This is a genomic window from Gordonia sihwensis, assembly GCF_029632925.1.
In the GTDB taxonomy this organism is placed as follows: Bacteria; Actinomycetota; Actinomycetes; order Mycobacteriales; family Mycobacteriaceae; genus Gordonia; species Gordonia sihwensis.
On the sequence record NZ_CP121248.1, the window covers coordinates 871,939 to 885,129 of the forward strand.

The 13,191-nt window shown below is 68.5% G+C and carries 14 protein-coding genes; 8 read left to right on the plus strand and 6 right to left on the minus strand.

Translation table 11 applies throughout. From position 1 onward, the window contains the following. Positions 1–28 precede the first annotated feature (28 nt). Positions 29–529 (minus strand): hypothetical protein, encoded by a 501-nt coding sequence (locus tag P5P27_RS04215; RefSeq protein WP_006898044.1) that lies wholly within the window; start codon positions 527–529, stop codon positions 29–31. 23 nt (positions 530–552) lie between these two features. Next, the gene (trhA, locus tag P5P27_RS04220; protein ID WP_062367143.1) at positions 553–1,239 is read right to left on the minus strand and encodes a PAQR family membrane homeostasis protein TrhA; all 687 of its coding nucleotides are present in this window, start codon (positions 1,237–1,239) and stop codon (positions 553–555) included. A 60-nt stretch (positions 1,240–1,299) separates the two neighbouring features. Here trhA and P5P27_RS04225 point away from each other — a divergent pair, with 60 nt between their 5' ends. From P5P27_RS04225 to P5P27_RS04235, 3 genes are read left to right on the plus strand one after another with little or no spacing between them, the layout of a single operon-like run. After that, positions 1,300–2,082 carry an isoprenyl transferase gene (locus tag P5P27_RS04225; RefSeq protein ID WP_006898042.1) on the plus strand — a complete coding sequence of 261 codons (783 nt, stop codon included), beginning with the start codon at positions 1,300–1,302 and terminating at the stop codon, positions 2,080–2,082. Positions 2,083–2,121: 39 nt separating this feature from the next. Continuing rightward, positions 2,122–2,865, plus strand: a complete 744-nt coding sequence (locus P5P27_RS04230; RefSeq protein WP_045537335.1) for an SDR family oxidoreductase — start codon at positions 2,122–2,124, stop codon at positions 2,863–2,865. After that, complete coding sequence (locus P5P27_RS04235) at positions 2,865–3,350, plus strand: aminoacyl-tRNA deacylase (RefSeq protein ID WP_062367179.1); 486 nt, start codon at positions 2,865–2,867, stop codon at positions 3,348–3,350. The genes P5P27_RS04230 and P5P27_RS04235 overlap by 1 nt, the downstream gene beginning before the upstream one ends. A 28-nt stretch (positions 3,351–3,378) precedes the next feature. Here the strand turns inward: P5P27_RS04235 and coaA are convergent, their stop codons facing one another. Continuing rightward, the gene (gene coaA / locus P5P27_RS04240) at positions 3,379–4,320 is read right to left on the minus strand and encodes a type I pantothenate kinase (protein ID WP_006898038.1); all 942 of its coding nucleotides are present in this window, start codon (positions 4,318–4,320) and stop codon (positions 3,379–3,381) included. Between the two features lie 70 nt (positions 4,321–4,390). On the opposite strand from coaA, the gene P5P27_RS04245 reads away from it, so the two are divergent. The 4 genes from P5P27_RS04245 to P5P27_RS04260 all read left to right on the plus strand — a co-directional run bounded on the left by P5P27_RS04245 (position 4,391) and on the right by P5P27_RS04260 (position 9,743). After that, positions 4,391–5,617: a hypothetical protein gene (locus tag P5P27_RS04245; RefSeq protein ID WP_039868093.1), complete on the plus strand. Its 1,227-nt coding sequence runs from the start codon at positions 4,391–4,393 to the stop codon at positions 5,615–5,617. A 68-nt stretch (positions 5,618–5,685) separates the two neighbouring features. Next, positions 5,686–6,981, plus strand: coding sequence for a serine hydroxymethyltransferase (gene glyA, locus P5P27_RS04250; RefSeq protein WP_006898036.1), 1,296 nt, complete (start codon positions 5,686–5,688; stop codon positions 6,979–6,981). Between the two features lie 89 nt (positions 6,982–7,070). Then, the gene (locus P5P27_RS04255) at positions 7,071–7,940 is read left to right on the plus strand and encodes an acyl-ACP desaturase (RefSeq protein ID WP_006898035.1); all 870 of its coding nucleotides are present in this window, start codon (positions 7,071–7,073) and stop codon (positions 7,938–7,940) included. 498 nt (positions 7,941–8,438) lie between these two features. Continuing rightward, positions 8,439–9,743, plus strand: coding sequence for an RNA 5'-3' helicase PhoH2 (locus P5P27_RS04260; protein WP_278126534.1), 1,305 nt, complete (start codon positions 8,439–8,441; stop codon positions 9,741–9,743). A 73-nt stretch (positions 9,744–9,816) separates the two neighbouring features. Here P5P27_RS04260 and P5P27_RS04265 read toward each other — a convergent pair whose 3' ends face one another. Further along, positions 9,817–10,647, minus strand: a complete 831-nt coding sequence (locus tag P5P27_RS04265; RefSeq protein ID WP_039868091.1) for a PDDEXK family nuclease — start codon at positions 10,645–10,647, stop codon at positions 9,817–9,819. A gap of 96 nt (positions 10,648–10,743) precedes the next feature. Next, positions 10,744–11,343 carry a class I SAM-dependent methyltransferase gene (locus tag P5P27_RS04270; protein WP_006898032.1) on the minus strand — a complete coding sequence of 200 codons (600 nt, stop codon included), beginning with the start codon at positions 11,341–11,343 and terminating at the stop codon, positions 10,744–10,746. Positions 11,344–11,536: 193 nt separating this feature from the next. Between P5P27_RS04270 and P5P27_RS04275 the strand changes: the two genes are divergently transcribed. Continuing rightward, positions 11,537–12,400 (plus strand): L,D-transpeptidase family protein, encoded by an 864-nt coding sequence (locus P5P27_RS04275; protein WP_045539659.1) that lies wholly within the window; start codon positions 11,537–11,539, stop codon positions 12,398–12,400. A 90-nt stretch (positions 12,401–12,490) separates the two neighbouring features. Here the strand turns inward: P5P27_RS04275 and P5P27_RS04280 are convergent, their stop codons facing one another. Then, positions 12,491–13,168, minus strand: a complete 678-nt coding sequence (locus P5P27_RS04280) for a PIG-L deacetylase family protein (RefSeq protein ID WP_045539650.1) — start codon at positions 13,166–13,168, stop codon at positions 12,491–12,493. Between the last annotated feature and the right edge of the window lie 23 nt (positions 13,169–13,191).

The following is a 13,191-nucleotide window of genomic DNA, read 5'->3' on the forward strand; positions in this document are numbered from 1 at the left end:
ACGGCACGCGATGTGATGACGTGGGTTGCTAGACCGAAAAGGGCGGGCCTCGGCGTCCGACGGCGCCGAGGAAGACGAGCGCGGCCGGTGCGGCTTGCGGGGGAGCGGGAACGACGACGGCGGCGTAGCCGGTCCGGGGCCGCAGCCGCAGACTGCTCGCGCGAACGGCGAGCGCAGAGACGGCCCGCACCAGGATCTCGGCTCCGCACAGCAGCAGCAGTGCGGCTATGGTGCCCGCGGTGTGCATGACGGCCATCGGCGCGGTGAACAGGTCATGGTGATGACCCGAGGTGAGCACGAGCAGCAGGTGGACCAGTGCCTGGCCGGCCACGAGTGCGGGCAGTGCCCGAACGCTGGGCGCGGCGCGGACGCCGATGCCCACGGCCACCGCGGCCGCTCCGACCATCAGAAGTACCGACGTCTCGGGGAGCATGCCCTGCGCGGTCGCGTGGGCGAGCACGCCGGTGACGGCGGACGTTCCGCCGACCACTGCGCCACGCAGGCGCGAGAGGCGGATCGGCGTGTTCACCCGCTCAGATTAGCCCGGCGGCCTCAGCCGATCACCACCAGCCAGACGGCGATGTAGTGCAGGGTCGCTGCGATGGCGGTACAGGCGTGGAACACCTCATGATGGCCGAATACTCCGGGCCAGGGTTCGGGCCAGCGCAGGGCGTAGAGAACGCCGCCGAGGCTGTAGAACACGCCGCCGACGGCGAGCAGCACGATGACCGCGACGCCGGTGTTGTGGACCAGCATCGGCGAGACTGCGATGATCACCCACCCGAGCACGATGTAGAGCACCACTCCCAGCCAGCGCGGCGAGGCGGGCCAGATCATCTTGAGAGCCACTCCGACGACGGCGCCGGCCCACACGACGCCCAGCACCCACCAGCGTGTCGGCGAATCGAGACCCATCACGCAGAACGGGCTGTAGGTGCCGGCGATGAAGACGAAGATCATCGAATGGTCGGCGCGTTTCATGGCGATCCTCGCCCTGGGGGTCCGCCAGTCGATCCGGTGGTACACGCTGCTGGTGCCGAACAGCCCGCAGATGGTGATCACGTACACGACCACTGCCACCACCGCGGGGGCGCTCCGGTGCATCGCCGTGCCGACGATCAGCACGACGCCGACGGCCGCCGCGACGAAGGCGGCGTACGTGTGGATGACTCCGCGCAGCACGGGCTTGACCCCGGCGGCGGGGCCTGCGGGCCTGGTAGGCGTCGAGGAGTCCGTCATGAAACCTACGGTACCGTAAGTTTCGCTCCGGTAACTTACCGGCGGAGTAGGATCACGGCTGTGAAACTGCTCCCAGACCGGCTACGCGGAGGCATGCTGCGCGTCTACGAGCATCGGCTTGTACAGCTGATGGATCCCGAGCGCATTCCGCGGCACGTGGCGATCATCTGCGACGGCAACCGGCGGTGGGCGCGGGAAGCCGGCTTCGAGGACGTCAGCCACGGGCACCGGGTGGGCGCACAGCGCATCGCCGACATGCTCGGGTGGTGCTCGGAACTGGGCATCGAAGCGGTCACCATCTACCTGCTCTCGACCGAGAACCTCACGCGCGACTCGGACGAGCTCGATGCGCTCATGGAGATAGTCCCCGACATCGTGGACGAGATCTCCGACGTCGACGCCGACTGGCGCGTCCGGATCGTCGGAAACCTCGATCAGCTCCCGACCGCGGTCGCCCAACGGCTGCGCGAGGCGTCCGATCGCACCGAGGGCGCGGCCGACATGACCGTGAACGTGGCCGTCGGCTACGGCGGACGGCAGGAGATCGTCGACGCGGTACAGCAATTGCTGATCGAGGCCCTGGCGGCGGGCGCGTCCTCCGAGGAACTGGTGGACGCGGTGACCGTCGAGGGCATCGACTCCCACCTCTACACCAGTGGGACGCCCGATCCGGACCTGGTGATCCGGACTTCGGGCGAGCAGCGCCTCAGCGGATTTCTGCTCTGGCAGTCCGCGTACTCGGAGATCTGGTTCACCGACGCCTACTGGCCTGAGTTCCGGCGCGTCGACTTCCTGCGCGCCTTGCGGGACTACACGGCACGTAACCGCCGCTTCGGCAAATGAAGTCGATCGGCGGCGAGAATCCACGAGAGGGTTGAGAGCATGCGAGTCACCGTCGTCGGCGCCAGCGGGGAGTTCGGTTCGGTGCTCAGCGAGATACTGCAACGCCGCGGTGCGCAGGTGACCCGAGCGCATCGGGCGACCGGCGTGGACGCGGTCACCGGTTCGGGCCTGGCGCAGGCGTGCGAGGGCGCCGACGTCGTGGTCGACGCCACCAGCCTGCTGTCCCGAAGCGCTGACGAATCCGTGCGATTCTTCGGTGCCGTGGCCCGGAACATCTCGATCGCCGCGGAGGCTGCGGGCGCGGCAGTGGTGTTCCTGTCGATCTACGGTGCGTCCGACCCGGTCGTCAACAGGAAGATGGGGCACTACCGCGGCAAGGCGGAGCAGGAGACGGTGTACGCCGAGACCCTCGGCGGCACGGCCACCGCGGTGCTGTCGACGCAGTGGTACTCACTGGCGCAGAAGTTCCTCTCGATGCTCACCTTCGGTCCGATCGGTGCAGCACCCCGGATGCTCAGCCGTCCCGCGGCGGTCGAGGATGTGGCCGAGGTGTTCGCCGACGTCGTGCTGGACACTGCGCGACCAGCCCGTGTGACGGTGGCTGGACCGGCCGTCATGGATCTGGCCGACGCCGCCAAAGCGATAGCCGCGCAGAAGGGTTCGCCGAGATTCGTGTTCGGCGTCAACTACGGCGGACCCGGTCTGCGCTCGGGCGGACTGGTCCCGGACCACCCGGATGCGATCACCGAGACGACTTTCGATCAGTGGCTGGCGAGGCGCTGATGGCAGCGGCGACGCCGGCCATCGCGGCGCTGGAGCGCGCGGGCCTGCCCTTCGAGGTCCACCGGTACAAACACGACCGCCGACGCGGCGACTACGGCGACGAGGCGGTCGCCGTCACGGTGTCGACCCTCGGCGTCGACGCCGCGCAGATCCTCAAGACCCTGGTGGTGGACCTCGGCGGCGAACTCGGTGTGGCGATCCTGCCGGTGCCGGAGAAACTGTCGTTGAAGGCGGTGGCCAAGGCGTTCGGAGCGCCGAAGGCGGAGATGGCGCAGGCGGCGAGAGTGACCCGCTCCACCGGCTACGTCCTCGGCGGTGTGTCGCCGCTGGGCCAGAAGACCGCGCTGCGGACCGTCGTCGACGAGTCTGCGCTGCAATGGGATTCGGTGCTGTGCAGCGGGGGCCGCCGCGGCCTGGAGATCCGGCTGGCGCCCGCCGACCTGGTGACCGCGACGAACGCGGAGATCGCGCCGATCACGGCCTGAGGCCGCGCTCGTCGGCATCGGGCCGGCGTCAGAGTTTGCGCAGCCGCACCCGGTTGATCGCGTGGTTGCCGTCTTTGCGCAGCACGAGGGTGGCCCGCGGTCGCGTCGGCAGGATGTTCTCGATCAGGTTCGGGCGGTTGATGGAGGTCCAGATATCGCGCGCCGCGATCGTCGCCTGCTCGTCGGTCAGCGACGAGTAGTAGTGGAAATGCGACTCGGGGTCGGCGAACGAACCGGTGCGCATCTGCAGGAATCGGGAGATGTACCACTTCTCGATGTCGGAGGTCTTCGCGTCGACGTAGATCGAGAAGTCGAACAGATCCGAGACGGTCAGGGTGGGACCGGTCTGGAGGACGTTGAGGCCCTCGACGATCAGGATGTCGGGCTGGCGCACCGAGTGCACCACGCCGGGCACGATGTCGTAACTGACGTGGTCGTAGACCGGTGCCGTGACCTCGGGCGTGCCCGACTTCACCTCGGTCACGAAGCGCAGCAGCGCGCGGCGGTCGTACGACTCGGGAAAGCCCTTGCGGTGCATGATGCCCCGCCGCTCCAACTCCGCCGTCGGCAGTAGGAATCCGTCGGTGGTGACGAGGTCGACCTTCGGGTGGGTCTCCCACCGCGACAGCAGCGTCGCCAGGACGCGGGCGGTGGTCGACTTGCCGACGGCCACCGAACCGGCGATGCCGATCACGAAGGGCACCTGTCGATTCCGCTGACGTTCGCCGAGGAAGGTCGACGTCGCCGCGAACAGTCGCTGTCTGGCCTCCACCTGCAGGTGGATCAACCGGGACAGCGGAAGGTAGACCTCAGCGACCTCGTTGAGATCGACTTGCTCACCGAGGCCGACGAGTTTGTCGAGTTCAGACTCGTTCAGCACCATGGGCATCGACTGCCGCAGCTCACGCCACTGCTTGCGGTCGAGTTCCAGGTACAGGCCGGGGTCGCGGTCGTGGGATAGACGCGCCATGGAGGGTAAGGCTACAGGGACGCCGATGTCGCGGAGACGATAGCCGGGCGTCGCCGGTAGCGTTGGTCACATGACAGGTGGCATGTCCGCGGATCCGGTGACCGAGTACCTGCGGCTGGGGCTGGCGTTCGACCGCCTCGAAGAGGGATTCGTCGACGCCTACACCGGTGATCCCGCATTGCGCGTGGAGGTCGAGAACGCGCCCGCGCCGCACCCGGCCGAGCTGGCGGACCGCGCCCGCGCGCTGCAGCGCGAGTTGCCGGCCGGTCTGCCCGCCGAACGGGCCGAGTTCGTCGGGGCCCACTTGCGTGCACTCGAGTGCTCGGCCCGCAAGTTCGCGGGCGAGGAGGTCGGGTTCGTCGACGAGGTCCAGGCGTACTTCGACGTCCGGATCGAGCCCGGCGACGAGGCCGTCTACCGCGAGGCCCACGCCGGGATGGCCGAGGCGCTCGGGGTGCCGGGGGCGACCGGCGACCGGCTCCGCGAGGCGTACGCCGCCTACCGTCGGGCCGACGAGATCCCGGCCGCCGCGGTGGCGCAACTGATCGCGGAGTTCTCGGGCAGTCTGCGCGAGACGGTGCGCACCGCCTTCCCGCTGCCGGATGCGGAGACCGTCGAGTTCGAAGTGGTCGGCGACAAACCGTGGTCGGGCTTCAACTACTACCTGGGCGGTTACCGTTCCAAGGTCGCGGTGAACACCGACCTTCCGCAGTACATGTCCTCATTGCCGGGGCTGATCGCTCACGAGGCCTACCCGGGACACCACACCGAGCACTGCCGCAAGGAACAGGGTCTGGTCGGATCGGGACAACTCGAACACACCGTGTTCCTGGTCAACACGCCCCAGTGTCTGATGGCCGAGGGGCTCGCCGACCACGCGCTAGCGGCGGCCAAGGGCACCGGGTGGCACGAGTGGGCCGCGGAGATCTACGCCGACTTCGGGCTGCGTTTCGACCCCGAGCGGGCACGCGCGGTCGGGGCCGCGGCCGCCGGTCTGATCCGGGTGCGTCAGGACGCGGCCCTGGCGCTGCACGATCGCGGCGACGACATCGACGATGTCGCGGTCTTCCTCCAGCGCTGGCTGCTCGTGGCGCCCGACCGGGCCCGCCAGATGCTCCGGTTCCTCACCTCGCCGCTCTGGCGCGCGTACATCTCCACCTACGTCGAGGGTTACGCCTTGCTCGAGACCTGGCTCGATCGGGCCGGCACCTCGGGTCCGGAACGTCTGGCACGGTTCGGCCGACTGCTGGACGAGCCGCTGATCCCGGCGTCGCTGCGCAGGGAACTCGCCGCGTAGCGGGCCGCCGGTTCGCCCGTGAACCCGACGCGGTGGAGAGCGGAGACACGCAGGTAGAATCGGGCGCCATGAGCCTGTTTTCGCAGTCCCTTGCCGACCTGGATCCCGATGTAGCCGCCGCCATGAACGGCGAGTTGTCGCGTCAGCGCGACACCCTGGAGATGATCGCCTCGGAGAACTTCGTTCCCCGGGCCGTCCTGCAGGCGCAGGGCAGCGTGCTGACCAACAAGTACGCCGAGGGCTACCCGGGACGCCGCTACTACGGCGGCTGCGAACACGTGGACGTGATCGAGGACATCGCCCGCGACCGCGCCAAGGCTCTCTTCGGCGCCGATTTCGCCAACGTCCAGCCGCACGCGGGTGCGCAGGCGAATGCCGCGGTGCTGCAGGCTCTCATGGAACCGGGGGAGACGCTCCTCGGACTCGATCTGGCGCACGGCGGCCACCTGACCCACGGCATGCGGCTCAACTTCTCCGGCAAGCTCTACGAGAACGCCTTCTACGGCGTCAGCAAAGAGGACTTCCGCGTCGACATGGACGAGGTGCGCAAGATCGCGCTCGACACCCGTCCGAAGGTGATCGTCGCCGGATGGTCGGCGTACCCGCGCACCCTCGACTTCGCCGCGTTCCGCGAGATCGCGGATGAGGTCGGCGCACACCTCTGGGTCGACATGGCGCACTTCGCCGGTCTGGTCGCGGCCGGGCTGCACCCGAGCCCGGTGCCGCACGCCGACGTCGTCTCCACCACCGTCCACAAGACTCTCGGCGGTCCGCGCTCGGGCATGATCCTCGCCAAGCAGGAGTGGGCCAAGAAGCTCAACTCCGCGGTGTTCCCCGGCCAGCAGGGCGGACCGCTGATGCACGTCATCGCGGCCAAGGCCGTCGCGCTGAAGATCGCCGCGAGCGAGGAGTTCGCCGAGCGCCAGCGCCGCACCCTGTCGGGCGCCAAGATCCTCGCCGAGCGCCTGACGGCCGACGACGTGACCAAGGCCGGCGTCTCGGTCCTGACCGGCGGCACCGACGTCCACCTCGTGCTGGTGGATCTGCGCAACTCCGACCTCGACGGCCAGCAGGCCGAGGATCTGCTGCACGAGGTCGGCATCACGGTCAACCGCAATGCCGTGCCGTTCGACCCCCGCCCGCCGATGGTGACCTCCGGGCTGCGCATCGGCACTCCGGCGCTCGCGACCCGCGGATTCGGCGACGCCGAGTTCACCGAGGTCGCCGACATCATCGGCACCGCGCTCGCCGCGGGCAAGGGCGCCGACGTCTCGGCCCTTCGTGCACGCGTCAGCAAGCTCGCTCTCGATCTGCCTCTGTACGAGGGCCTCGAGGACTGGGGTCTGATGAGCGCGCAGGCCTGATCCGAGCCGAAATCCAGGCGACGCCGGTCCCGTAGCGGCCGGCGTCGCCTGGTTTCGGTGGGGGCCGTCCGTCGTTTAGGGTGGGTGTCGTGGCTGTACTGAGCAATGACGAGTTGATCAACGCGCTGGAGAAGGCGCTCCCGGAGATCGCGGAGGAGCACGCCGAAGGTGCCATCTCGTGGACGCCGTCGGATTGGATCCCCTGGGACCTGGGCCGCAACTTCGCCTTCCTGGGCGGTGACGACTACGTGCCGTCCGATTCCACGCTGCCCGAGACCGCCGCGGCCGGACTCCAGGCGCTGCTGCTCACCAAGGACAATCTGCCCTCGTTCCATCGCGTCCTCGCGATGCACTTCCCCGCGTTCTCCGATTGGCGACAGCTGGTCGGCGTGTGGACCGCCGAGGACAATCGTCACTCGATCGTCCTGCGCGACTACCTGGTGGTGACCCGGGCGGTGGATCCGGTGGAGGCCGAGAACCGTCGTCGCATCCATGTGGTCGCCGGCTGGCGGCAGTCGCCCGAGGCCATCGAGAACCTCGGACCGATGGACGTCCTGGCCCTGCTCGCGGTGCACGAGAACCAGTGCGTCACGTTCATCGAGAAGCTGCTGGGCTACGTCGACGACGAGAACCTGACTCAGATCCTGACCAAGATCCAGACCGACGACGCCGTGCAGGCCGCTACGTTCCAGGCCTTCCTGATGGCTGGCGTGGTAGCGGACCAGGAGTCCACCGTCCTGGCCGTCGACAAGGCGCTCGCCGGGATCGAGCACATCGGTTCCGACATCGCCGACTTCGACGCGCAGCGCGATTTCATCTCGGACTTCGAAGACGTCTCGACCGACGCCGCGATCGCGGCGAAGCTGGCCTCGGAGCTCAAGCTGGAGAGCCTTCAGGAGCTCAGCGCCGAGGCCGAGTCCGCGCGTGCCCGGATTCTCGCGAAGGCTGCCGGGCACTGACTCCCTGCAGGCCCCGGAATCGGGTCCGGGAGATCGTCGTTCCCGGCCCGAGCCGATTCACAGACACCCGCGTCCGTAAGGCGTCGCGCGGCGAACCGCCCCGCACGTCCCGGCGGCGGTCGATCCACCATTGGTGACCGGTCGACGGGTGCGACGCCCGTCGACCGCTGTCGTGGTGCTGAAGTTGCCGCTGATCGGTGGTGTGACGAGAGATCGCTCGGCGTCGTCGTTCGGTAACTCAACCTTCACCGACGCGCCGACTGCGCTTGGCCACTCGGAGATGTGACGCAGCGTACGTTGGGCCTTAACGGGCCGCGGGGAAGCGGTTCGTTCGGGAGGTTCGATTCGTGAACGACACAGGTGTCACGAGAGGGCCGGCCCCGGCTCTCGCCGACTTCGGTTGACCGCCGGCAGGTGGAGATCGAGCAGGCACGAGCCGACCGGCTGCTCAGACAAACTCGTTCCGTGCGGGGCTGCACGGGCGACTAGGAGTCCGACGTGACCGTTCGCACCTACGTCCTCGATACCTCCGTCCTGCTGTCCGACCCGTGGGCGGTGACCCGCTTCGCGGAGCATCACGTAGTGCTCCCGCTGGTCGTCATCAGCGAACTCGAGGGCAAACGCCACCACAGCGAACTCGGCTGGTTCGCGCGTCAGGCACTTCGCCTGCTCGACGACCTGCGAGTCAGACACGAACGTCTCGATCTGCCGATCTCGATCGGCGACGAGGGCGGAACCGTGCAGGTGGAGCTCAACCACACCGACCCGACGGTCCTGCCCGCCGGTTTCCGCAACGACACGAACGACTCGCGGATCCTGGCCTGCGCGCTCAATCTGCGTGCGGAGGGCCGCGACGTCACGCTGGTCTCGAAGGACACCCCGCTGCGCGTCAAGGCGGGCGCGGTCGGCCTCGCCGCCGACGAGTACCACGCCCAGGACGTGGTGGTCTCGGGATGGACCGGAATGGACGAGATCGACGTCGCCGACTCGGCGATCGACGCCCTGTTCGCCGACGGGCTGATCGATCTCGACGAGGCGCGGGAACTGCCCTGCCACACGGGCGTGCGGATGGTCGGCAACGGGCAGAGTGCGCTGGGCCGCGTCACCGAGACCAAACAGGTACAGCTCGTCCGCGGCGACCGCGAGGCGTTCGGCCTGCGCGGCCGGTCGGCGGAACAGCGCGTGGCGCTCGACCTGCTGCTCGACGAGTCCGTCGGGATCGTCTCCCTGGGCGGCAAGGCCGGCACCGGCAAGTCGGCGCTGGCCCTGTGCGCGGGTCTGGAGGCGGTGCTCGAGCGTCGCACTCAGCGCAAAGTGGTCGTCTTTCGCCCGCTGTACGCGGTCGGCGGTCAGCAACTGGGCTACCTGCCCGGAGGCGAGGCCGAGAAGATGGGGCCGTGGGCGCAGGCCGTCTTCGACACGCTGGAGGGACTGGTGTCGACCGAGGTGGTCGACGAGGTCCTGTCGAGGGGCATGCTCGAGGTTCTGCCGCTGACGCACATCCGCGGACGGTCGCTGCACGATTCCTTCGTGATCGTCGACGAAGCGCAGTCGCTCGAGCGCAACGTGCTGCTCACGGTGCTCTCGCGGCTCGGGTCGGGGTCGCGCGTGGTGCTGACGCACGATGTCGCGCAGCGCGACAACCTGCGCGTCGGCCGCCATGACGGTGTCGCCGCGGTGATCGAGAAGCTCAAGGGCCATCCGCTGTTCGCACACGTGACCCTCACCAGGAGCGAGCGGTCGCCGATCGCAGCGCTGGTGACCGACATGCTGGAGGAGTTCGCGCCGGGCGCCGGGGTGTGACTCCTGGCTCGCGCACAGCATTGACCGATTCGGCGGCTTCCGGCCGAGAAGTTCGGGCGACACGCGTGAGCGGTCAATGCTGTGCGCGCTGCGCCGGACGCATGTGAGTGCCGTTGCGGACGGCCCGGATGATCTTCGCGAGGGTTGCCGTCCATCGGAAGACGATGTCGTCGTAGGTGAAGCGGAGCGTGTGATAGCCGAGGTCGAAGGCGGTCGCGTCGCGCGTCCGGTCGGACTGGAAGTGCGGCCGGTCGCCGTGGATCTCCCAGCCGTCGATCTCGATGATCAGGTAGTCGCCGATGAGGAGGTCGACCCGGCCGACTCCGTCGATCTTCACCTGCGTTCGCACGGGGACGCGGTGAGTGCGCAGTCGTCGGCGAGCCATCGACTCCGGGCCTGACTCGGCGTTCGGATCGCACTCATCGATCAGCAGTCGGACGGACTTCGGAGCGTCGCGGAACAGGTACTCGAGCTCCTCGATGTGCATCAGTCGCAGGTTCAGCACCGAATCGCAAACGACCACAAATCCCTCCGCATCGAGGCAGCGAGCCGCGTGTCGCAGTGCGGTCGGGAGGTCGTCGACTGCGTCGGCCTCCGGAACGGGCCGCCCGAACTGCCTGCAGAACGGTCCTCGAAGGTGCTGCACCGCCCACGAGTTGCCGCGGACGTGGAGCCGGTCGTCGGCGGGAACCCAGACGCCGTGGCGTCTGAGGGCCGACATGCAACTCACTACACCGCCGCGGCGGACCGCGGCGACGTCGTCACTGCGCGCCTCACCGATTCGGTACCAGCCCCGACGGAGCTGTTCGGCGTGGCCGCGCCGGATCAGGTCGTTCAAGCGGGCGCGGCCGATCATCCGTTCGATCTCTCGGTACGGGTACACCCCGGATCTGATCGCGTTCATGCGCAGATGATGCGCACTTCGGGAACTGCGTTCCGGGTTTCCTCCGCGCGGGAGCGCGAGTGTGGATCGATTGCTCCTCGTCTACAGGCGTCAACCTCATGCGCGCCGCAGAATCGACACGGCGAAGTCGGCGTCGTCGTGCCACGGGCGGACGTCCCAGGTCGACAGCCGGAGGTCGAGCGACAGGTCGGTCTCGGTCAGGGCGGCGTCGAAGGTCTCCACCGCCAGTTTCGCCGTATGGAACCCGACGGCGACGAAGCCGTCGGGCAGCAGATGGTCGGACAAGCGCTGCAGCACGACCGCCTCGGTGTTCGGCGCCACGAAGGCCAGCACATTGCCCGCGCAGACGATTGCGTCGAACTGCTCGCGCGTTCCGTCCGGCCGGCGGAGATCGAGTTCGGCGAGATCGGCGACGCGCCAGCGGGGGCCGGGGTAGTCGGTCTGCGCTGCCTCGATGAGCTTCGGATCGACGTCGACGCCGGTGACCCGGTGACCGACGCCGTGCAGGTAGCCGCCGACCCGGCCGGGTCCGCAACCGGCGTCCAGGACCCGCGCCGAGCGGGCGACCATCGCATCGATGAGTCGACCCTCCCCGAACAGATCGTCGCCGTTCGCCGCCATCTCACGGAATCGCTGGATGTACCACTCACTGTGGCCGGGCGCGGTGTCGGTGATCCATCGGGGAGCAGGGGTCATGGCCTCCACCGTAGCCGGAGCCACAGGTCAGCGGCATGGGTGCGGGGCCGGGCCTCGGTGCGGACGCCGTCGGCGAACCCTCCGCAGGCAGCTCACAGAACAGTTGCGGAAAGGTGACGATGGTCTCCAGGTGTGGCAGCCACGAGCGAACGACTGGCACACTGGCATGGTGCTGAAGTTACTGATGAGGCGAATGTTGCAAGTGGGGTTTGCGCTTACTGCGCTCCTCGGAGCACTCGTCGTGGGTGCCGGACAGGCGTCCGCGGTCCCGCAGACCGCGCCGCAGACAGGGTCTCCGCAGACCGGATCCGACAGCATCACGACGTTGATCGACAACCTGCTCAAGGGGATGAAGGAACCGGGTACCCCCGCCGTGCCCGGTGCGCAGGAGACGAGCCAGATGATCGTCGTGACGGCGCCGGTGGCGTCGTCGCAGACCGCGACGCTGACCGCGTTCGAGAAGGATGCGGCAGGTCAGTGGAAGCCGGTCATCGGCCCGACCAAGGCCTTCCTCGGCGAGAAGGGCATGGGCAAGGCGCAGGACAACGTGCACCGGACTCCGGAGGGCACGTTCGGACTCGACCAGGCCTTCGGTCGCCAGGCGAATCCCGGGACCAAGATGCCGTACTTCCAGGCGACCACGCAGGACTGGTGGGACTCCAACGAGAAGTCGCCGACCTACAACACGCACGTCAAGTCGGCCACCAGCCCGGGCGGCGACAGCGAGAACCTGTACAACAGCGGACCGGTGTACGACTACGCGGTCAACATCAACCACAACCCGACCAACACACCGGGCGACGCGTCGGCGATCTTCCTGCACGTGACCAACGGCGAACCGACGCAGGGCTGCGTCGCGATCGACCGCGACAAGATGGTCGAGATCCTCAAGTGGCTCGACCCGGCCAAGAACCCGAAGATCACCATCGGCGTCAACGTCAACGCGCCGAAGGAGGCTCCGGCCGAGCAGAAGATGCCCGGTGCCGATCTCATCGGCGGAGTCCTGGGCAATCTCGCCACGCTGATCCCGAACCTGCTCAGCGGCGCGATGCGCTGACACGCACCCAAGCCACATCGGTTGGACCCGGGGCCGCATGCGACGACGCGTGCGGCCCCGGCGCTTGTCTCGGGGGCACCACAGGCCAGTTCAGCGGGGCCGGACCTGTTCGAAACCCGTGGCGTGCGCGGCGTCGAACCCGTCGATCGCGGCGGTGAACGACTCCACCTGATTGCGGGCCTGATCGGCCACCGGTGTCGACGGATCGAGCACCTCGAGGTACACGCGGTGGCACGACAGCGACTCGACCGCCGCCTCGACGAAGCCCGTCACGTCCACCGCGTGCGTCGGGTGCGGGCCGTTCCAGAACAATCCCGAGGGCGGGTCAGCGAGCTCGTCGTAGGCGTCGACCACCGCCGCCGCGAACTCCATGTGATCGCGCTGATTGGGGAAGCCCGGCGCCCACTCGGGGCCGCCGTACGTCGCCAGGACGACGTCGGGCGACACGCGCTCGATCGCCTCGGTGATCTTCGCGCGCAGCTCCGGAGTGTTGTGCAACTCGCTGTCCGGGAAGCCCCAGAACTCCACCTCGTCGACGCCGACCACGGCGGCCGAGGCGATCTGCTCACCTTCTCGCAGCGGCCCGGCCTCGGCCGCGGCCATCCCCTCGATGCCGACCTCTCCGCTGGTCGCCAGGCCGTAGACCACGCGTCTGCCTTCGGATGTCCAGCGCGCGACGGCCGCGGCCATCCCGTACTCCGGGTCGTCGGGATGTGCGACGAGCACGAGGGCGGTGGACCAGTCCGTGGGAAACGTGGTGAGGCTCATGCGGGTCACGGTACGCGGAACCG